General features: G+C 43.3%; 20 protein-coding genes. 19 read left to right on the top strand and 1 reads right to left on the bottom strand.

Annotated elements, in window-relative coordinates:
* The first annotated feature begins 1 nt into the window (after window position 1).
* The 14 genes from fabG to umoD all read left to right on the top strand — a co-directional run bounded on the left by fabG (window position 2) and on the right by umoD (window position 12,464).
* Window positions 2–736: a 3-oxoacyl-ACP reductase FabG gene (gene fabG / locus BDE27_RS09605; protein WP_099131415.1), complete on the top strand. Its 735-nt coding sequence runs from the start codon at window positions 2–4 to the stop codon at window positions 734–736.
* 150 nt (window positions 737–886) lie between these two features.
* Window positions 887–1,123 (top strand): acyl carrier protein, encoded by a 237-nt coding sequence (gene acpP / locus BDE27_RS09600; RefSeq protein ID WP_012989255.1) that lies wholly within the window; start codon window positions 887–889, stop codon window positions 1,121–1,123.
* A gap of 74 nt (window positions 1,124–1,197) precedes the next feature.
* On the top strand, window positions 1,198–2,439 hold the full coding sequence (gene fabF / locus BDE27_RS09595; protein ID WP_099131414.1) for a beta-ketoacyl-ACP synthase II: 1,242 nt from the start codon (window positions 1,198–1,200) through the stop codon (window positions 2,437–2,439).
* Between the two features lie 68 nt (window positions 2,440–2,507).
* Window positions 2,508–3,335 (top strand): aminodeoxychorismate lyase, encoded by an 828-nt coding sequence (gene pabC, locus BDE27_RS09590; RefSeq protein WP_099131413.1) that lies wholly within the window; start codon window positions 2,508–2,510, stop codon window positions 3,333–3,335.
* A 40-nt stretch (window positions 3,336–3,375) separates the two neighbouring features.
* Window positions 3,376–4,401, top strand: a complete 1,026-nt coding sequence (gene mltG, locus BDE27_RS09585; RefSeq protein ID WP_099131412.1) for an endolytic transglycosylase MltG — start codon at window positions 3,376–3,378, stop codon at window positions 4,399–4,401.
* Entirely contained in the window at window positions 4,398–5,030 is a 633-nt protein-coding gene (tmk, locus tag BDE27_RS09580; protein WP_099131411.1) for a dTMP kinase, read from the top strand. The genes mltG and tmk overlap by 4 nt, the downstream gene beginning before the upstream one ends.
* Window positions 5,023–6,039, top strand: coding sequence for a DNA polymerase III subunit delta' (holB, locus tag BDE27_RS09575; RefSeq protein ID WP_099131410.1), 1,017 nt, complete (start codon window positions 5,023–5,025; stop codon window positions 6,037–6,039). Before tmk ends, holB begins: the two co-directional genes overlap by 8 nt.
* Before the next feature lie 22 nt (window positions 6,040–6,061).
* Window positions 6,062–6,847, top strand: coding sequence for a metal-dependent hydrolase (locus BDE27_RS09570; RefSeq protein WP_099131409.1), 786 nt, complete (start codon window positions 6,062–6,064; stop codon window positions 6,845–6,847).
* Window positions 6,848–6,900: 53 nt separating this feature from the next.
* A complete protein-coding gene (gene hinT / locus BDE27_RS09565; protein WP_099131408.1) occupies window positions 6,901–7,251 on the top strand; it encodes a purine nucleoside phosphoramidase in 351 nt (116 codons plus the stop codon).
* A gap of 53 nt (window positions 7,252–7,304) precedes the next feature.
* Window positions 7,305–7,874, top strand: a complete 570-nt coding sequence (gene lpoB / locus BDE27_RS09560) for a penicillin-binding protein activator LpoB (RefSeq protein WP_099131407.1) — start codon at window positions 7,305–7,307, stop codon at window positions 7,872–7,874.
* Window positions 7,858–8,733, top strand: coding sequence for a phosphotransferase (locus tag BDE27_RS09555; RefSeq protein WP_244208740.1), 876 nt, complete (start codon window positions 7,858–7,860; stop codon window positions 8,731–8,733). The genes lpoB and BDE27_RS09555 overlap by 17 nt, the downstream gene beginning before the upstream one ends.
* 39 nt (window positions 8,734–8,772) lie before the next feature.
* Window positions 8,773–9,783, top strand: coding sequence for a beta-N-acetylhexosaminidase (gene nagZ / locus BDE27_RS09550; RefSeq protein WP_099131405.1), 1,011 nt, complete (start codon window positions 8,773–8,775; stop codon window positions 9,781–9,783).
* A 200-nt stretch (window positions 9,784–9,983) separates the two neighbouring features.
* On the top strand, window positions 9,984–11,288 hold the full coding sequence (locus BDE27_RS09545) for an NAD(P)/FAD-dependent oxidoreductase (RefSeq protein ID WP_099131404.1): 1,305 nt from the start codon (window positions 9,984–9,986) through the stop codon (window positions 11,286–11,288).
* A gap of 636 nt (window positions 11,289–11,924) precedes the next feature.
* Entirely contained in the window at window positions 11,925–12,464 is a 540-nt protein-coding gene (gene umoD / locus BDE27_RS09540; protein WP_338066694.1) for a UmoD family flagellar biogenesis regulator, read from the top strand.
* A 141-nt stretch (window positions 12,465–12,605) separates the two neighbouring features.
* Here umoD and mfd read toward each other — a convergent pair whose 3' ends face one another.
* Window positions 12,606–16,052, bottom strand: coding sequence for a transcription-repair coupling factor (gene mfd / locus BDE27_RS09535; protein ID WP_099131402.1), 3,447 nt, complete (start codon window positions 16,050–16,052; stop codon window positions 12,606–12,608).
* A gap of 197 nt (window positions 16,053–16,249) precedes the next feature.
* Between mfd and lolC the strand changes: the two genes are divergently transcribed.
* From lolC to pepT, 5 genes are all read left to right on the top strand, one after another.
* Complete coding sequence (gene lolC, locus BDE27_RS09530; RefSeq protein ID WP_099131401.1) at window positions 16,250–17,452, top strand: lipoprotein-releasing ABC transporter permease subunit LolC; 1,203 nt, start codon at window positions 16,250–16,252, stop codon at window positions 17,450–17,452.
* Window positions 17,445–18,149, top strand: coding sequence for a lipoprotein-releasing ABC transporter ATP-binding protein LolD (lolD, locus tag BDE27_RS09525; protein ID WP_099131400.1), 705 nt, complete (start codon window positions 17,445–17,447; stop codon window positions 18,147–18,149). The genes lolC and lolD overlap by 8 nt, the downstream gene beginning before the upstream one ends.
* Complete coding sequence (lolE, locus tag BDE27_RS09520) at window positions 18,149–19,396, top strand: lipoprotein-releasing ABC transporter permease subunit LolE (protein WP_099131399.1); 1,248 nt, start codon at window positions 18,149–18,151, stop codon at window positions 19,394–19,396. The genes lolD and lolE overlap by 1 nt, the downstream gene beginning before the upstream one ends.
* A gap of 106 nt (window positions 19,397–19,502) precedes the next feature.
* Window positions 19,503–20,333 carry a Sir2 family NAD+-dependent deacetylase gene (gene cobB / locus BDE27_RS09515; RefSeq protein WP_099131398.1) on the top strand — a complete coding sequence of 277 codons (831 nt, stop codon included), beginning with the start codon at window positions 19,503–19,505 and terminating at the stop codon, window positions 20,331–20,333.
* Between the two features lie 64 nt (window positions 20,334–20,397).
* Window positions 20,398–21,642, top strand: coding sequence for a peptidase T (pepT, locus tag BDE27_RS09510; protein ID WP_099131397.1), 1,245 nt, complete (start codon window positions 20,398–20,400; stop codon window positions 21,640–21,642).
* Window positions 21,643–21,666: the final 24 nt, after the last annotated feature.

Genomic DNA, 21,666 nt, shown 5'->3' with positions numbered 1-21,666 from the left:
CATGAGCTTTGATGGAAAAATTGCACTGGTCACTGGCGCGAGCCGTGGCATAGGGCGCGCGATTGCAGAATTATTGGTTGAACGTGGTGCACGTGTTGTTGGCACCGCAACCAGTGAGAAGGGAGCTGAAGCAATCAGCGCCTTCCTTGGTGATAAAGGCAAAGGTTTTGTACTAAATGTCACAGATTCAGAATCCATTGAAAATGCACTATCGAATATTCGGGCTGAATTTGGTGAAATAGACATTTTAGTTAATAATGCGGGCATCACTCGTGATAGCTTGTTGATGCGCATGAAAGATGATGAGTGGCAAGATATTATTGACACTAATCTTTCTTCGATTTTTCGTCTGTCAAAAGCAGTAATGCGCTCTATGATGAAAAAACGTTATGGACGTATTATTTCCATTGGCTCTGTTGTTGGAACAATGGGAAATGCAGGACAGGCGAATTACGCGGCAGCGAAAGCAGGAGTTATTGGTTTCAGTAAATCATTGGCTCGTGAAGTCGCTTCCCGTGGCATCACTGTTAACGTTGTTGCACCTGGTTTTATCGAAACTGATATGACCAGAGCGTTGACAGACGAACAACGTGCAGGCATTGCTGCTGGAATACCTGCTAATCGTCTTGGTGATGCAAAGGAAATTGCCAGTGCTGTAGCGTTTCTTGCTTCTGACGAGGCCGCTTACATCACGGGTGAAACATTGCATGTCAATGGTGGCATGTACATGATCTAAAAATGAGCGAACCCACTGTTTTTGATGTATTTTTTATACAAAAAAAGCTGATTGTGGTTCGACCAGCCGGGATTTGGTTGCATCTTTTCCTGTATTTTATAAACTACGAAAACCATCGCAAAAGCGAGTTTTGATAGGAAATTTAATAGTATGAGCACTATCGACGAACGCGTTAAGAAAATCATCGTTGAACAACTGGGTGTTAAAGAGGAAGAAGTTGTGAACACAGCTTCATTTGTTGATGACTTGGGCGCTGATTCTCTTGACACAGTTGAACTGGTAATGGCTCTGGAAGAAGAGTTCGATATCGAGATCCCAGACGAAGAAGCTGAAAAAATCACTACAGTTCAAGCTGCTATTGACTACGTTGAAAACGCAGGTAAATAAGCACACATACCTAGGCGGTCGTTCGACCGCCTATGTTTTTCGTCCCAAATATTTTCCCTCCCTGGAGGATAACCGTGTCTAAGCGTCGAGTAGTCGTGACCGGACTAGGCATGTTATCTCCTGTCGGCAATACAGTAGAGTCTTCTTGGAACGCTGTTTGTGCCGGACAGAGTGGTATCGGCCTTATCGAACATTTTGATACCTCTAACCATGCAACGAAGTTTGCAGGTTTAGTGAAGAATTTTAATCATGAAGATTTCAATATTTCGCGCAAAGAAGCACGGAAGATGGATCTCTTTATTCAGTATGGTATTGCTGCGGGCAAACAAGCTATTGAAGATGCAGGAATCGAAGTAACAGAAGCCAATGCTAGCCGCTTTGGTGCTGCTATTGGTTCTGGTATTGGTGGGTTGGGCCTGATCGAAGAAAATCACAGTACACTGTTATCGGCAGGGCCTCGTAAGGTCAGCCCATTCTTTGTACCATCGACCATCATCAATATGGTGGCGGGCCATTTGAGCATCCAGTATGGTCTTCGTGGTCCGAGCATCTCCATTGCAACAGCCTGTACTTCTGGCGTACATAATATCGGTCATGCAGCTCGCATTATTGCCTATAATGATGCTGACATTATGCTGGCAGGTGGTGCAGAAAAAGCGAGTACTGAGTTTGGGGTTGCTGGGTTCGGTGCTGCACGCGCATTATCAACCCGTAATGATGATCCTCAAGGTGCGAGCCGTCCCTGGGATAAAGATCGTGATGGTTTTGTTCTGGGCGATGGTGCAGGTATTGTCGTGCTTGAAGAGTATGAGCATGCGAAAAAACGCGGCGCGAAAATCTATGCTGAAGTTGTTGGCTTTGGCATGAGCAGTGATGCTTACCACATGACATCACCTCCTGAAGATGGTGCAGGTGCTGCTTTAGCGATGCAAAATGCCCTGAAAGATGCGGGGGTTTCACCAGAGCAAGTGGGTTACATCAATGCTCATGGTACTTCAACGACAGTTGGTGATATTGCTGAAGCACGTGCAGTGGAGGTTGTTTTTGGTGAAGGCACTAAAGTATTGGTGAGTTCAACCAAATCGATGACAGGCCATTTGTTGGGTGCAGCAGGTGCGATTGAATCTATTTTCACTATTCTTTCTCTGCGTGATCAAATTATTCCTCCAACCATTAACCTGGTGAATCAGGATGAGAATTGTCGTCTGGATTTAGTTCCAGGTAAAGCGCGCAACGTTGAAGGAATGGAATACGCATTGTGTAATTCTTTTGGTTTTGGTGGCACTAATGGGTCATTGATTTTCCGCAAGATCTAAAATTACTTTGTGTTTATAAAAAGCCCCAACATGTGTTGGGGCTTTTTTATCAAAAATAAGAAGTTAACATGACGTATTGGATTAATGGTAATCAGTGCGATCATATACCTGTTAATGATCGTGCGGTGCAGTTTGGTGACGGCTGTTTTACCACAATAAGGGTTGAGCAAGGGATACCGGCTTTGCTACCTTTGCATATAAAACGGTTGCAGAAAGGTGTTGAAAAACTCTTTATGCCAGCACTGGGTTGGTTCCAACTTGAGAACCATATTAAACAGGTAGTGAAAGGGTGCGAATCCGGTGTTTTGAAAGTTATTCTGTCCAGGGGTACGGGAGGCCGTGGCTATAGTTTTGCTGACACGATTACGCCTACCCAGATCTTGTCTTTGAGTTCATATCCTGAACGATATGTGACTCAACGTCAAAAAGGTGTGTCATTAACTCTTAGCCCCATTCCAATGGGAATTAATCCCTATCTGGCTGGTATTAAGCACTTAAATCGTTTGGAGCAGGTTTTGATCAAACGGTTCATTGAACAATCCGGAGCCGATGAAGCCCTGGTACTTGATAGTGATGGCTTATTAGTTGAATGCGGCACTGCCAATATCTTCTGGCGAAAAGGAAAAAATGTTTATACGCCTGACCTCAGTCAGTGTGGGGTGGAAGGGGTTATGCGACAAAAGATCATCGAATTATTGGCGAAAAGTGATTATAACTTATCATGTGTTATACGCTATCCTGAAGCTTTGGCTTATGCAGACGAAGTGATTATCTGTAATTCCTTAATGCCAGTATTTCCAGTAAGTCAAATTCAAGCGCATAAAAATCAGCCTGCGTGGAAATATCAATCAAGAGAGTTGCATGAATATTTATTACCTGAATGTTTAAAACCTTAGCGAGTCAGTATTCAGAAGCACAAATAAAAGTGATTACCGGATGAAACTAAAAAAGCGCATTTTCATTCTGCCCGGCTTGATTATTGCGATCGCTGTGATCGTATTTTTTTCTTTTATGAAGAAAATAGAGCACTTTGCTGATCAAAATATTAATCTTAGCCAGGAGCTTATATTTACTGTGCCGGCGGGAACTGGACGCACTGGACTGCAAGCCTTACTGACCCAGTATAAATTGATTGAAGATAGTCAATTATTGCCATGGCTATTACGCTTTAAACCAGAGCTGGCAAAGTTTAAGGCTGGAACTTACCGTTTGCAAAAAGGTATGTCTTTGAAGTCTGTCCTGCAACTGTTTGCCAGTGGCAAAGAAACTCAGTTTGCCATTCGTTTTGTTGAAGGTAGTCGCTTTTCTGATTGGGCAAAAATATTGCAGAATGCGCCATACTTAAAACATGAAATAGAAAATAAGACACCGAAAGATCTGCTTGATGCTTTAGGCATGAAAGAGGGCGAGTCACTGGAAGGTTGGTTTTATCCCGATACCTATTTGTATACAGCAGGCACGAGTGACGTGGAGTTGCTTAAACGAGCCCATAACAAAATGAAAACAGTCGTCGGGCAGGAATGGGAAAGCAGGGAAAAAAATCTGCCATATGACAGTGCCTATGAAATGTTGATCATGGCCTCTATTATTGAAAAAGAGACGGCAATTGAATCTGAACGAACCAAAGTTGCCTCTGTATTCGTGAATCGTCTACGGTTAAAGATGAAACTGCAAACTGATCCAACAGTGATTTATGGATTGGGAGATAAATATACGGGTACGATTTTCCGCAGCAATCTCAACACATTTACACCATACAATACGTATATGATTGATGGGGTGCCACCAACCCCTATCTCCATGCCAGGTCTGGCTTCAATTAAGGCCGCAGCACATCCTGCTGTGACAGAATATTTATATTTTGTGGCGAATGGCGATGGGGGGCACACATTCACCACCAATCTGGTAGCACATAATAAGGCAGTAAGTCTTTATCGCCAAAGGTTAAAGCAGGATAAATGAGTAGCAAATTTATTGTAATTGAAGGGCTTGAGGGTGCTGGAAAAACAACGGCAATCCAAACAGTGGTTGAAACCTTGAAGCAGCAAGGTCTTTCTGATTTGGTTTTAACCCGTGAACCTGGCGGGACACCGTTAGCAGAAAAATTACGTGGGCTGATTAAACAAGGGGTTGAAGGAGAATCACTGACAGATAAAGCAGAACTATTAATGTTATATGCTGCCAGAGTTCAATTGGTGGAAAATATTATCAAGCCAGCTTTGGCAAAGGGAACGTGGGTCATTGGTGATCGTCATGATCTCTCTTCCCAGGCTTATCAGGGGGGAGGCCGAGGTATCGATCAGCATTTGATGGCGTCACTACGCAATGCAGCATTGGGCGATTTCTCTCCAGATTTAACCCTTTATCTTGATGTACCACCAGAAGTGGGCTTACAACGTGCTCTTGAGCGCGGTGAATTGGATCGGATTGAAAAGGAATCCTTAGACTTTTTCCACCGCACCCGTACAAAATATCTCGAACTTATGGCGAAAGATGACAGTATCAAAAAGATTGATGCAACCCAACCACTGGAAAAAGTGCAGGGTGATATTCGCCATACCTTACTTGCTTGGTTAAAGAACATTGACTAAAAGCACAGAAAATTCAGACAAGAACTGGTATCCGTGGCTCAATCATGCATACCGTCAGTTAGTTGAACTCCACCAACAGGGGCGTGGGCATCATGCTATTTTGCTTCATGCTCATGCAGGAATGGGAGCTGATGCATTATTGTATGGTTTGAGTCGCTGGTTAATGTGTCAGAATAAACAGGGCATTAAAAGCTGTGGCAAATGCCACGGCTGTCATTTGATGTTGGCGGAAACGCATTCTGACTGGCATGTCCTTGCACCTGAGAAGGGAAAAAATGTCATTGGGGTCGATGCAATACGTCAGCTCAGCGAGAAACTCTATGAATATTCTCAGCAAGGGGGAGCCAAAATTGTCTGGATCACATCCGCAGAATCCCTGACTGATGCTGCTTCTAACGCCTTATTGAAAACGTTGGAAGAACCGCCGCAAAACACCTACTTTTTGTTGCAATGTCAAAACCCTATAAATTTGCTGGCAACACTACGCAGCCGCTGTTTTTACTATTTTATTCCAGTCCCTGAAACCTCGACGGGGCTTTATTGGCTACAAAAACAGCTTCCAGCGATATCCTCTTTGGATGCACAAACAGCATTGAAACTTTCTCAGGGAGCACCATTGGCCGCGGAGCAACTACTCCAAACTGAAAAATGGCAGCAGAGGAATTCACTTTGCCAGGCGATTGAACAGGCATTGCATAAATGTGATACCCTGACACTTTTACCATTACTGAATCGTGATGATGTGCAGCAATCTTTGCATTGGTTGATCAGCTTATTATCCGATGCAGTAAAATGGCGGCAGCAGGCGCAGAATTACTGTATTAACCAGGATCAGCAGGTTCTGATTCATTATCTTGCTTCTAGCCAAAGTGTGGAAACATTATTAAATACAGTTGATGATTGGGTGCATTGTCGTCATCAATTATTATCTGTGGTGGGAGTCAATCGGGAATTGTTGCTAACGGAACAATTACTCAATTGGGAAAGGCAATTTTGTCCTGCACAGTAACTTAGTTAGATACGAGTATATTATGTTTTTAGTTGATTCGCATTGTCATCTCGATTGCCTTGATTATGAAACGCTGCACCAAAGTGTAGATGATGTTGTGGTGAAGGCCGCACAGCGGGATGTGAAATATATGCTGGCAGTGGCAACAACGTTGCCTGGTTTCCGGCAAATGAAGGAATTGATTGGTAAGCGGGAAAACATAGCGTATTCCTGTGGCATCCACCCATTGAATTTGGATGAAGGTTACGATTTCGAAGAACTTGCCCGACTGGCTGCGGATGAAGAAGTTGTCGCAATGGGGGAAACTGGCCTGGACTATTATTATCAGCAAGAAAATGCTGAACTCCAGAGAACTTCATTTCGTGAACATATTCGCATTGGCCGTGAATTAAATAAGCCAGTGATTGTGCATACCCGTGACGCAAGAGACGATACATTGATGGTTTTGCGGGAAGAAAACGTACAAGATTGTGGTGGCGTGTTGCACTGTTTCACAGAAGATAAAGAAACGGCAAGGGCTCTGCTGGATTTGGGTTTTTATATCTCTTTTTCTGGTATTGTCACCTTCCGTAATGCCGAGCAGATCCGTGAAGCGGCAAGATATGTGCCACTAGATCGTATTCTGGTAGAAACCGATTCACCTTATCTGGCACCGGTTCCCCATCGAGGTAAACAGAATCAGCCAGCTTATGTACGTGATGTGGCTGAGTATATGGCAGTATTGAAAGGTGTCAGTATTGAAGAATTGGCTGCGATGACGACAAGAAATTTTTGTGAACTGTTTCACATCAATATTAAAGAAAACTAAGTTAGTCATGTCATACGGTGCTTTTAGGTCTCACAACAAACAGGAGAAGTAAAATGGCAGAAGAAACTATTTTTAGTAAAATCATCCGTCGAGAAATTCCTTCTGATATTATTTATCAGGATGATTTGGTCACTGCATTCCGCGACATTTCCCCTCTGGCACCAACCCACATTTTGATCATACCTAATGTATTGATCCCAACCGTTAATGATGTTACCGCTGATCATGAACTTGCTTTGGGACGTCTGTTTACTGTAGCAGCAAAAATAGCAAAAGAGGAAGGCATTGCAGAAGATGGCTATCGCCTGATCATGAACTGTAATCGCCATTCGGGACAGGAAGTTTTTCATATCCACATGCACTTAGTGGGTGGGCGTCCATTGGGACCGCTATTAGCAAAATAATAACCTAATTTATGTATATCGGTACAAAGTAGTGATGTAACTGGAGTAGATTAATGAAAAGAATTCTCTTTGTTATGTTATCGGCAATGTTGCTGGCAAGCTGTGTTGCTCCAGAAACACAGCAGCCTGCTCCTGTTACACCGGTGGAGCCAGAGAAAAAACCGGAACCGTCGGTAGGACCATCAGAAAAAGTTCCTCAGCCACCTAAAATTCAATCTATTAATTGGGACAGCATTGTTCAGCCGTTAGTTGATCAGATGATTCATGCTAATGGTGTGGAAGCGGGAAAATTACTGCTTATTGATTCTATCAAGAATAACACTAATGGCTCATTGCGAACCCTGAAAGCCACAGATGTGATCACGAATGTAATCAGCAATAAACAGGTTTTTCAGGTTGTACCGAAATCTCAAATCCATTTAGCCAGACAAGCGCTGGGGTTATCATCGGAAGATAGCCTAGGGTTGCGCAGTAAGTCCATTGGATTGGCACGTTATTTACATGCCGATTATGTTCTCTATTCTGTTGTCTCCAATAACCATGGTCAGCGTGAGTTGGAGATGCAGTTAATGCTGGTTAAAACTGGCGAAATACTGTGGTCAAGTCGTGGTGACGTTAACTAACGGCAACGCTTTGCTCAGGGTATTGTGTCAGTTATGGCCTTATATTCCCGCAGACTCTTGGGAAATTAGGCCATTAACGGGCTTGACACAGGGAAGTTACTATATTGCTAATACAACTACAAATGAAGTGCGTCAGATGGTTGGGCGAGCACAAACATCGCAGAGTGAAATACTCGGCGTGGATCGTCAAAGAGAAAATCAGATCTTGCGGCGGTTATCTTCCACCGGCATTGCGCCTAAAGTAGTGGCTATGCACGGAACCTGGCTGTTGCTTGAGTGGCTCACTGGAACAAAAGTAAAACCTGACATATTGGGTCAGCCTGCTTTACTGCAACCATTGGCCCAAACACTTGCTATTCTTCATAGCCATTCTCCATTGGGTTATTTCCTTCAATTAAAAAAACAAATTGCATTCCAGTGGCAGCAGATTGACAGAAGACGCTTATCTCCTCGTTGGTTACGTCTGCACAAATTTTTTATGACAACCAGAGTACCTACCGCACTAAAGATAGCTCCGGCTCATATGGATGTGCACCCTGATAATCTATTACTGACTGAAAAAGGGTTAAAATTGATTGATTGGGAGTATGCTGCGGATGTCGATATCGGCTTTTCACTGGCCGTACTATTCAAGGGAAATCAATGGGATGAGGTGCAGCAAAAAACTTTTTTGAATTATTATTGTACCCAGGCATCAGGATATTCAGATATCCACTTATTGCAGCAACAAATCAAGCGATGGGAGCCGTGGGTCAGTTATATGATGTTAATGTGGTATGAAGTGCGCTGGCAGCAGACAAGAGAACAACAATTTTTATCGCTGGCACATCCCTTACGCCAGGCTTTTAACCTGTCGTAATGAATCTAATAACCAATATAAAGAGAAGTGAGGAAGGCTATGGGGCCAGTAATGTTAGATGTTGTTGGCTATGAACTGGATAACGAAGAGCGCGAAATCCTACAGCATCCATTAGTGGGTGGCTTAATTTTGTTTACCCGAAATTTCCACGATACAGAACAATTACGTGAATTGGTTCGCCAAATTCGCGCAACTTCCCGCCACCGTTTGGTGATTGCTGTTGATCAGGAAGGCGGGCGTGTTCAGCGTTTTCATGAAGGGTTTACGCGTTTACCTGCGGCACAATCTTTTGCTTGTGTACATGACATATTGGTGGGGGCACATCTGGCAAAAGAGTCTGGTTGGTTAATGGCGTCAGAAATGATTGCAATGGATATCGATATCAGCTTTGCTCCCGTATTGGACTTAGGGCATAAGTGTATAGCCATTGGTGAACGTTCATTCCACGAAGAGCTTGAACCTGCGATGGCAATGGCGGAAAAATTTATCCAAGGAATGCATTCTGCGGGAATGAAATCGACGGGGAAACATTTTCCGGGACATGGCGCCGTGACAGCAGATTCCCACAAAGAAACGCCAAGGGACAACCGTCCCATGGATGCTATTAGTTGCCATGATATGGTGATTTTCCGCGATTTTATCCAGCGTAATCTGCTGGATGCCATTATGCCAGCTCACGTTATTTATCCTCAGATAGATCACCGTCCTGCAAGTGGCTCACCCTATTGGTTGAAATCCATACTTCGTGAGCAATTAGGATTTGAAGGCGTTATTTTTTCCGATGATTTGTCGATGGAAGGTGCCGCAGTGATGGGCAGTTATGCTGAACGGGCTAAAGCATCATTAGATGCTGGTTGTGACATGATTTTAGTATGCAACAATCGAGAAGGAGCGGTCAGTGTGCTGGATAACCTGCCGATAATTGAATCACCTAAAGTTAAACAGTTATACCATCAAGGCAAACAATTTAGTTTGGAAGAATTACAGCAATCTGAACGTTGGCAAAAGGCTAATCAGGCGTTACAGGGGTTGTGTGAACAATTTTTGTGATTGATGTCTAATTAATCAAAAGAATTTAGTTGTGACTATTTTTGGTATGACCAACTGACCTGCCATGATATTCTGGAGATATTTGCAATATGAAATTTGTTTAGCTTGAAGTTATTTAAGGACGTTATTTAAGGTTTTTAACTCAAAGAAACGATTTAGCGCCTTACATAACATTATGTTGTATTTTCAGTGGGGTATTCATGACAACGCCAAAGACAAGAATTGTCATCATTGGTGGGGGCGCTGGTGGTTTAGAGCTAGCAACGCGTTTGGGACACAAATTAGGGCGTAAGAAAAAAGCCGAAATTACTTTGGTGGATCGCAATAATAGCCATTTATGGAAACCACTATTGCATGAAGTTGCAACGGGATCTCTTGATGATGGCGTTGATGCATTGAGTTATTTGGCTCATGCAAGCAACCATTATTTCAATTTCCAGCTAGGTACACTCACGAATATCAATCGTGAAGGGAAGAAAATTACTCTGGCTGGGATCAGTAATGAAGATGGCGATTTGTTGATACCAGAGCGTGAACTGGCTTACGACATTCTTGTCATGGCATTGGGCAGCCAATCTAACGATTTTGGTACGGTTGGTGTGAAGGAAAATTGTATTTTCCTTGATAACCCGCAACAGGCACATCGTTTCCACAATGAAATGTTAAACCTGTTCCTGAAATATTCTGCAAATCACCGTGCAGAAGAAAAAGTGAATATCGCGATTGTTGGTGGTGGTGCGACGGGCGTAGAGCTTTCCGCGGAGCTCTATAATGCGGTTAAGCAACTCAACAGTTATGGCTTTGAAAGCCTGAATTCAGATGCCCTTAACGTGACTTTGGTTGAGGCAGGGGAGCGTATCCTGCCTGCATTGCCGACACGCATTTCCAGTGCAGCCCATCAAGAGTTGACTAAGCTGGGTGTTAAAGTATTAACCAAGACAATGGTGACCAGTGCTGATGAGCATGGGTTGAATACCAAAGAGGGTGAGCAGATCAAAGCTTCCTTAATGGTTTGGGCTGCAGGAATTAAAGCACCTGACTTTATGAAAGATATCGGTGGATTGGAAACCAACCGTATCAACCAATTGGTTGTAAAACCAACTTTGCAAACCACACGGGATGATCATATTTTTGCCATTGGCGATTGCGCATCATGCCCGAAAAAAGAGGGGGGTTTTGTTCCTCCTCGTGCCCAGTCCGCTCACCAGATGGCAAGCCGTTGTTATGACAATATCTTGGCACTGTTGAATGAAAAACCATTGAAAGAGTATGTTTACAAAGATCATGGTTCATTGGTTTCATTATCCAAGTTCAGTACTGTTGGTAGTCTGATGGGGAACTTGATGCGTGGTTCAATGATGGTTGAAGGCCGTATTGCTCGTATGGTTTATATCTCTTTGTATCGTATGCATCAGGTAGCTCTGCATGGATGTATTAAAACGGGTTTGATGATGCTGGTTGGAGGAATTAACCGCGTTATTCGTCCACGCCTGAAGTTGCATTAATTAGCCCCAAAATGGCTCATCTTGAAGTATTTCATTGAGGTGAGTCATTTACCTACTCATTATATTTATTATTATACATATCATAATTATTCTTCTCTAATGTTAACCTGGTTATTTACTATAATGAATAAAACTGTATTTGAATCAAATTTGGGTCTCATTTTAATTAATTCATTATTGTTATATGTGATGATTTTTTAAAAGAATGATCCATAATTATATTGATATGTTATACAAGATACATTTAATTGACTTAGTTATGTATATCTACCTAATAGATTATCAAATAATTTATCAGCAGATTTAATTAATCGTTATAATAAAGCCTGTTTTAGTTAGGTTACCTTGGTATCATAATTTTGCTACAGTCTGTAGGATCAGGACATTAGGAGGTATATCTTTTATTTTTTGTATTGTATGTACTTTTTATATGGCAACTTTTATTGTGACAATTTTTTATGTATTAACTCTTAATGAAATAGGTATAGAAGCTGTTTTTTTCGTAAAGTCAATACTGAAACTATTCACAATAATAAATGACCACACGGATAAGTGCCTAATGATTTTACTGATTTAATGGAATAGGATTTTTCTCAATAATTAACTTAGCGCACTTTTAGCTTATTTAAAATAGTTGTGAAATATTCTCTTAATCAAATTGTGTGGAAAACTATTAATATATCAAGGTGCTATGTGGTTAAGCTAACGATAAGACAGTATGTAATGAGTTCTATAATGACTATTATCGCTATTGCCATCATTGGCATAGCTGCAACGTTCTATTTTGAATCTCCACGCCCCAGCGTTGCACATGTATTATCTTCGAAACCTATCAGATCAACGGTTGTTTTTCGTCAATCCTATTGCCATATTGCAGTATTTCCCATTCCTGCTACCGTAAGAGACATTACGCATAATCATTTGATTAAATATGAAAATCGTATTTTAACCCTTCTTAACCACTTGAAAGTTAATAGAAAATACCCTGCTTTAATCCACTCAGCGTTAAAAAACTGTATAGAATTTCATTTTAAGAAACCACGTGTTGTTGCCTATGACGTAAATTATGTTATTGGTGAGCAACCAGGAAAAGTTAGGATAGAGTACAAGCCTAATGACACTATCCCTTTAAATGAGAAAGGACAATTGATCCTGCAACCGTATTCACAACAATGAGTTTCTCTGACTTTTTAGCAGAAAGCAAAAGGTAAAAAGGATTGCACTTTTTCGCGTTTAGTTCGCATTAAGTTGTAATTTGGCGAACTAGGCAAAATAGTGCAATCGTGACATTACTTTTGTATCGCTCAAGTGGCTTGATTAGGCCTCACTTTTGTGTAGATCAAAATTTTCTAATAATTGCTGGATAAACGATAAACGAGTAGCCCGCTCGGTTAACTCAGTAATAAATTTCAATTTATAGGATCCATCCAATCGGTAAATATTGGGCTGCGTTTGTAACAAACTAATTAGATAATTCGGATCGACTTTATTATTACTACCAAATTCAATAAAACCACCTTTTTCATGTGCTTCAATGCGTTTGATACCGAGTTGTTGGGCGATCAGGCGAATAGAAGCAGATTGCAGTAGTTGGCGTCCTGAATCGGGTAGAATACCAAATCGGTCAATAAGTTCGACTTTCAGTTCATCCAGTTCGAGATTATTTTGCGTACTGGCAATGCGCTTATAGAAAGATAAGCGTATGTTGACATCTGGAATATAGTCATCAGGTAAAAGCACAGGCATACGCAATTCTATCTCAGTCTGGTTATTGGTGAGATCTTCAAGTGAAGGCTCCCGCCCATTTTTAAGGGCATCAACGGCACTTTCCAATAATTCCATATAGAGAGTAAAGCCGATGCTGGTCATCTGTCCACTTTGGTCTTCACCTAACAATTCGCCCGCCCCCCTAATTTCTAAATCGTGGGTAGCCAATGCAAAACCAGCGCCCAGATCTTCGAGAGATGCAATAGCCTCCAGCCGTTTTTGCGCATCGCTGGTCATGGCTTTTGGATGTGGTATCAGTAAATAAGCATAGGCCTGATGATGGGAGCGTCCGACACGTCCACGTAATTGGTGTAATTGGGCTAGGCCAAAATGATCGGCACGTTCGATGATAATGGTATTAGCACTGGGAATATCGATACCCGTTTCGACAATAGTGGTACATACCAGAACATTAAAACGTTGATGATGGAAATCCGTCATAACGCGTTCCAGATCACGCTCACGCATTTGCCCATGTCCCACAACAATTCTGGCTTCGGGAACCAACTCTTCCAGTCGGGCTTTTGCCTTTTCGATATTTTCAACATCGTTATATAGATAGTAAACCTGCCCGCCGCGCAAAATTTCACGCAGGATAGATTCACGTATCACCAGGCTATCATATTCACGTACAAAAGTTTTTACTGCCAGACGGCGGGCAGGGGGAGTGGCGATAATGGAAAGATCGCGTATGCCACTCATTGCCATATTGAGTGTACGAGGGATCGGGGTTGCAGTGAGTGTCAGGATATCAACATCTGCCCGAATAGCTTTGATGCGCTCTTTATGGCGAACCCCGAAGCGATGTTCCTCATCAACGATCAACAGACCGAGATCTTTCCAGTGCAGATCACTTTGCAGGAGTTTATGAGTACCAATAATGATATCCACTTTGCCTTCTGCTGCCATATCAATGACCTGTTGTTGTTCTTTTGCACTACGAAAGCGTGACATTACTTCAATGTGCACAGGCCAATTGGCAAAGCGATCGCGGAAATTATCATAATGCTGCTGTGCTAATAAGGTGGTTGGTACAAGAACTGCGACTTGCTTATTGTTGATGACGGACAGGAACGCGGCACGCATTGCGACTTCTGTTTTCCCAAACCCGACATCGCCACATACCAGCCTATCCATAGCAATAGGTTTGCACATATCATCAAGTACTGCATTGATGGCTTGTTCTTGATCAGGCGTTGTATCAAATGGAAAACTTTGGCAGAACAATTGGTACTGTTCGCGATCGTTCTTGAAAGCAAAACCCGGTTTAACGGCCCGTTGTGCGTAAACATCCAGGAGTTCGGCTGCAACATCACGCACCTTTTCAGCCGCTTTCTGGCGTGCTTTGTTCCATGCCTCCCCTCCCAATTTATGCAAGGGAGCACTCTCCTCAGCACCACCCGCATAGCGGCTGATGAGATGAAGAGAAGAAACAGGCACGTATAATTTGTCTTCTCCGGCATAAGTCAGGATAAGGTACTCTGCTTTAATGCCACCTGCTTCTAACGTTATTAGCCCCTGATAGCGGCCAACGCCATGTTCAAGGTGCACAACCGGTTGTCCATGTCGTAATTCAGCGAGATTACGAATCAATGTATCGGTATTAATCGTGCGCCGGTTATCTTGACGACGACGGCTGACACGTTCGCCAAGCATGTCACTTTCACAAATCAGGGCGAGATTGTTATCTTCATCAACAAAACCGTGTTCTGCGGCGCCAACCATCAAATAATGGCCGGGATTATTGGCATCAGTGAGTTGGTTTATTTTTTTCGGTTTGACTTTGATTCGGGACAACAATTCTTTTATGGATTCCCGACGCCCTTCACTTTCCACTGAAAACACGATCTTGCCGCTGAATTGTTCCATAAAACGGCGTAATTTATCCAATGGCTCTTTTTGCTGTGCAGCAACCGATAAATCAGGCAGAGGATGATAGGCTAAGTCGGTATTCCTTGCTTTTTGAGGAAGGGATTCATTATCAACTTCAATTCGAGGCCAATTTTTCAATTCCGCGAATAGCTTATTGACAGGCAACCAGAGCTGTTCGGGAGCGAGTAACGGGCGCATGGGATCAACTTTGCGGCTTTCAAAACGCTGTTTCGCATCTTGCCAGAAACGCTCCGCAGCACTGACCAAATTCTGGGTAATCAGCAGGGTATTTTCGGGCAGATATTCAAAGATGGTGGGTAAGGGATGTTCAAAGAACAACGGCTGCCAATATTCAATGCCAGCAGGTAACATTTTTTTACTGACTTGCTGATAAATATGTTCAGCATCACGACGGACTTCAAACTGTTCGCGCCATTGGCTGCGAAACAGCTCAATCGCATCTTGGTCGGTTGGGAATTCATGGGCTGGCAATAAATTGATTTTTTCTACTTCGGCCAATGTGCGTTGGCTATCCACATCAAAAGTGCGTAGGCTGTCTATTTCATCATCAAAAAAATCAATGCGATAAGGATATTCGCTGCCCATAGGGAATAGATCAAACAAGGCTCCGCGTGTCGCAAATTCGCCATGTTCAAGTACCTGTTCAACACTGCGATAACCCGCTTGTTCCAGCTCTGCCCGCAGTTTATCACGTGCAAGACGTTGCCCTTTGTGCATGACCAATGCATGTCCTTTGAGATAATCGTGCGGGCAGACACGTTGCATCAAAGTGTTGACGGGAAGGATTAATGCACCTTTCGTCATAAATGGTAAGTGATAAAGCGTGGAGAGGCGATTGGAGATAATTTCCTGGTGAGGAGAAAAACTATCGTAAGGCAAAGTTTCCCAATCTGACATGGTATTTATTGGTGCGTCGGTGAACTGTTGAATTTCATCACGCAATCGTAGGGCATTTTGCATATCTTTGGTCACCAGCAGTATTGGCCCTGGGTGACGTTCAATGATTTCGGCACATTCAACGGCGCAGGCTGCACCCGTCAAATGGCCTAAGTAGCGGGTATCGCCGCGGCTTTCAGGAAGTTGATAACGATATTTTGCTGACATAAGCGTTTGACGTGTTCTCTAAGATTCAGTCCATTCCCAACACATTTTTGCTCCAGTAGCCTTACAATAAATACGCTGGTAGGTTGAGAGAAAGTAAAAAAAACCACAGAACCGGGATACGGGTGGTTCCATAAAGTATTGCTACCCTTTATTATCCCCGAACACTTTGCTTTGGCAACAGGGGCGTAACAGATTTCATGTTTCAATCTGTCTCATTATTTATAGGATTGCGCTATATGCGCGGGCGGGCGGTCGATAAATTTGGCCGTTTTGTTTCATGGTTGTCAGCGATTGGCATTACGCTAGGTGTGGCGGCCTTGATTACGGTATTGTCAGTCATGAACGGTTTTGAGCGCTCATTAGAAAGTAGCATCCTGGGCTTTATGCCGCAGGCTATCATTACATCGGAAAAAGGCGCTATCAATCCGGTTGAACATCCGAGTAGTCAGCTTGTGGGATTAAAGGGGATTAATCGCATGACTTCTATCGTACAAGGGGATGTGGTGCTACAGAGTCTCCACAATGTGGGGGTTGGTGTCATGTTAGGCATTAACCAGGGCGAATATGCGCCATTGGCAGAACACCTTGTTAATGTTAATCGAAGCCAACTACAACCCGGAGGTTATTTTGTCATTCTGGGCGAAAAATTGGCGGCTAAATTAGGAGTAAAACGGGGTGATCAAATCCGTATTATCGTGCCGAGTGCCAGCCAGTTAACACCAATGGGCAGAATTCCCAGCCAGCGTTTATTCACTGTAGCGGGTGTATTTTTCGCCAACAGTGAAGCCGATAGTACGGAAATGTTAGTTAATCAACAGGATGCGGCCAGATTGCTACGCTATCCCGTTGGTAATATTACCGGCTGGCGCTTGTTTCTGAATGAGCCATTATCAGTAGATGAGTTGAGCCAGCAAACTCTGCCAAAAGGGTTGATATGGAAAGATTGGCGCGAACGCAAAGGGGAATTCTTTCAGGCGGTTCGCATGGAGAAAAACATGATGGGGTTATTGCTGAGCCTGATCATTGCCGTTGCTGCTTTTAACATTATTACTTCTCTCTCTTTATTGGTGATGGAAAAACAGGGTGAAATCGCTATCTTGCAGACGCAAGGACTGACCCGTCGTCAGGTGATGGCCATTTTTATGATCCAGGGAGCGGGAGCCGGCATTATTGGTGCTGTACTGGGAACAGGGTTGGGAATATTGCTTTCCAGTCAGTTAAATAATCTCATGCCAATTATCGGTTTGCTGGCTGAGGGTATTCAGTTACCTGTTGCGATTGACACTACGCAAGTGATGATGATTGCCATCTGTGCCATGTTGATCTCCTTAATCTCGACGCTGTACCCTTCCTGGCGCGCGGCTGCCACCCAACCTGCTGAGGCTTTACGTTATGAGTAAACACCCTTTATTACTGTGTCATCAACTGTGCAAAAAATATCAGGAAGGAAAAATTTCTACAGAAGTATTAAAGAATGTCACTTTTTCCATGCAACAGGGCGAAATAATGGCCATTGTCGGGAGTTCTGGCTCTGGTAAAAGTACGCTTTTGCACTTACTTGGTGGTTTGGATTCACCGACATCTGGTGAAGTTCTGTTCAAAGGGCAATCACTCAACCAAATGTCTTCATCGGTACGGGCAGAATTACGTAACAGAGAAATTGGTTTTATTTATCAGTTTCACCATTTATTGCCTGATTTTACTGCATTGGAAAATGTTGCAATGCCACTCCTGATTGGTGGCCAGAAACACCGTGCTCAACCAAAAGCGTTGGATATGCTGGCGGCGGTTGGGTTGGAAAATCGGGCGTATCATCGGCCATCTGAACTGTCAGGGGGAGAACGCCAACGTGTCGCAATTGCCCGCGCACTGGTAAATGAACCGTCATTGGTATTGGCAGATGAGCCAACGGGTAACCTTGATCAACGAAATGCAGACAGTGTATTTCAGCTTTTGCAAGAATTGAACCAACAGCAAGGCACTGCGTTTCTCGTTGTCACCCATGATCTGAAGTTGGCTAAGCAACTGGCACGTCAGGTAGAAATGCGTGATGGGTATTTGCAGGATGAATTAACCCTGGCGGCGGGGGAGATGTAATGGTAAATCTGCCTCTTGCATTATTTATCGCCTTACGATTTAGTCGTGGCCGACGTCGTTCAGGAATGGTTTCCTTGATCTCTGTCATTTCGACGCTGGGTATCATGCTGGGTGTAGCGGTACTGATTATTGGCCTGAGTGCCATGAATGGTTTTGAACGAGAACTGAAAAACCGGATACTTTCCGTTGTGCCACATGGACAAATTTATGCTGTGGAGCAGCCTTTCCAAGATTGGGAAACAGCCCTTAAGCGGGTAAGACAGACGTCAGGTATTGCCGGAGCCTCTCCCTATATTGAGTTTACTGGCCTGATGGAACGCGGTGAAAAACTTCATGCTATACAGGTACGTGGCGTCGATCTGGATACCGAGATGGATGTGAGTACCTTACCTCAGTTTGTGCGTCATGGGGCCTGGAAAACGTTCAGGGCGGGAAAGAATCAGGTGATTTTAGGGCAGGGGGTGGCTAATTCACTGCGCGTGAAACAAGGTGATTGGGTGACGGTCATGATACCCAATAATGATGCAAGCCTGAAACTTTTGCAGCCTAAACGCATCCGTTTACACGTTGCGGGTATTTTCCAGTTGAGTGGCATGTTGGATCACAGTTTGGCCCTTGTTCCTTTGCCTGATGCCCAGAACTATCTGGATTACGGTAATGCAATTACAGGTATTGCCATTACAGCAGATGATGTTTTTGCCGCAGAGCAGCGTGTGTGGGATGCAGGTAACGCGACAGGAAAATATGTGTATATCAGCACATGGATAAAAGATTACGGTTATATGTACAACGATATCCAGATGGTACGTAGCATTATGTATTTGGCTATGGTGCTGGTTATTGGTGTTGCTTGCTTTAATATTATTTCAACATTGATTATGGCCGTGAAGGATAAAAGCAGTGACGTCGCTATCTTGCGTACTTTGGGGGCCAAGGATAGTCATATCAGGGCAATTTTTTTATGGTATGGGTTACTGACAGGCATGATAGGCAGCATAATTGGTGCCGTTGTCGGGATTTTCACATCATTAAATTTGACGGCTATCATTAAAGGGTTAGAAAAGCTGCTTGGACACCAACTCCTTTCAGGAGATATCTATTTTATCGATTTTCTGCCGTCAGAATTGCATCTTATGGATGTGCTCTATGTTCTGTTAACGGCATTAGTATTAAGCTTGTTGGCGAGTTGGTATCCTGCTCGTCGGGCCAGTAAACTTGATCCAGCGCGAATTTTGAGTGGACAATAGTATATCGGGGTATCAACGCGTATCTAAGCACGCTATCGTATATTGTTGAATCGGTAAAATGAATCAGCTGAAAGAACATACTAAAAACACATTAAGGAAATAATCTATGCGGGTTCTTCATCGGCACAGTAAATTTTACCGAATTAGGCGATTACAGCGACAGCGATTACATAGACAAAACTTTTACAGGGATATCCGATTGGCAAATAAAATAAAAAAACCTTATGTGGTGGTACTGACGGGAGCAGGAATTTCTGCTGAGTCAGGTATTCAAACATTTCGCTCTTCCGATGGCCTGTGGGAAGAACATCGTGTCGAAGATGTTGCGACTCCGGAAGGTTTTCAGCGTGATCCTGAGCTGGTTCAGGCATTTTATAATGCACGTCGAAAGCAGTTACAGCAACCGGATATCCAGCCTAATGTTGCACATTATGCCTTGGCGGAACTCGAACATGAGCTTGGTGACCATTTTTTATTGGTGACACAGAATATTGATGATCTGCATGAACGTGCGGGAAGTCATCGAGTTCTGCATATGCACGGTGAATTACTGAAAGTTCGGTGTAGTCAATCTGGACAATTAGTTGAATGGACGACTGATCTCACTATGGAAGATCGTTGCCATTGTTGCCAGTTCCCGTCCTCATTGCGCCCTCATGTGGTGTGGTTTGGGGAAATGCCATTGGGGATGGAACAGATTTATTCTGCTTTAGCTGATGCCGATATCTTTATTGCTATCGGAACATCGGGCCATGTTTACCCGGCTGCGGGTTTTGTACATGAGGCTAAATTGTCTGGAGCACATACTGTTGAGTTGAATCTTGAACCTAGCCAGGTCGAAAATTTGTTTGATGAAAAACATTATGGTCATGCCAGTAAAATAGTTACGCAATATGTTCAATCCTTAATTCAGCAGATGAAGGCGGAGAAAAGCTGACTTGACGCAATGCCTAAGCTATCCATCTTTTTATAATAAATTCACATGAACCAGGGAGAAGAAGATGGATAGATTATTAGAGCGTTTTTTTAAATATATTGCATTTAATACTCAATCAAAACCATCCGCTAAAACCATTCCCAGTAGTAACGGTCAATTGGATCTTGCCAAGGTATTATACAACGAACTGATCCAGCTTGGTTTTGCCGATGTCACTCTCAATGAACGGGGATGTGTTATGGCAACATTGCCAGCAAATGTTGCAACACCAGTTCCAGTCATTGGTTTTATTGCCCACCTCGATACCTCACCGGATTTTTCCGGTAAGCATGTTAATCCCCAGATTGTGGAAAACTATCGTGGGGGTGATATTGCGTTAGGGATGGGAGATGAAGTGTTGTCGCCAGTCATGTTCCCTGTATTACATAGCTTGTTGGGAAAAACATTAATTACGACCGATGGAAAAACACTGTTGGGTGCTGATGATAAAGCTGGGATCGCTGAAATTATTACCGCAATGGTACGCTTGAGACAGAGAAATATTCCACATGGTGATATTCGGATTGCATTCACGCCAGATGAAGAAATTAGCAAGGGAGCGCACTATTTTGATATAGAAGCTTTCGGCGCAGAATGGGCCTATACCGTTGATGGAGGTGGCATGGGGGAATTGGAATTTGAAAATTTCAATGCTGCATCCGTGATCATCAAGATTGTGGGTAATATGGCTCATCCGGGCAGTGCCAAAGGAGTCATGGTTAACGCATTGACATTAGCTATGCGCATTCACCATGCCTTGCCTGTTGAAGAGACACCTGAACAGACGGAAGGCTATGAAGGTTTTTACCATTTGGATAACATGAAAGGTACTGTTGAGCGTGCCGAGATGCACTACATTATCCGGGATTTTGACAGGGCTAATTTTGAAAAGCGCAAAAAAAAACTCATTGCCATTGCGGAAAATGTCGGAGAAGGATTGCATCCAGACTGCTACATTGAGCTGGCGATTGATGATGATTATTACAACATGCATAGCGAAATACTTAAATATCCCCATGTTATTGCTATTGCTAAACAAGCAATACTGGATTGTCATATTGAGCCGATAATCCAGCCGATCCGTGGTGGGACTGACGGCGCAGAGTTATCTTATCGTGGCCTCCCTTGTCCAAACATTTTCACAGGTGGATATAATTATCATAGCAAGCACGAATTTATTTCACTGGAAGGCATGGAACAAGCAGTTAATGTGATTATGCGGATTGCTGAATTGACGGTAAGTCACGGAAGTCATGTACTGCCTGAATAACACGCTGTCATTAAGAAAAAACAA

Source organism: Xenorhabdus ehlersii (assembly GCF_003610465.1).
GTDB lineage: Bacteria > Pseudomonadota > Gammaproteobacteria > Enterobacterales > Enterobacteriaceae > Xenorhabdus > Xenorhabdus ehlersii.
This window is presented reverse-complemented; position numbering and strand designations above follow the sequence as displayed.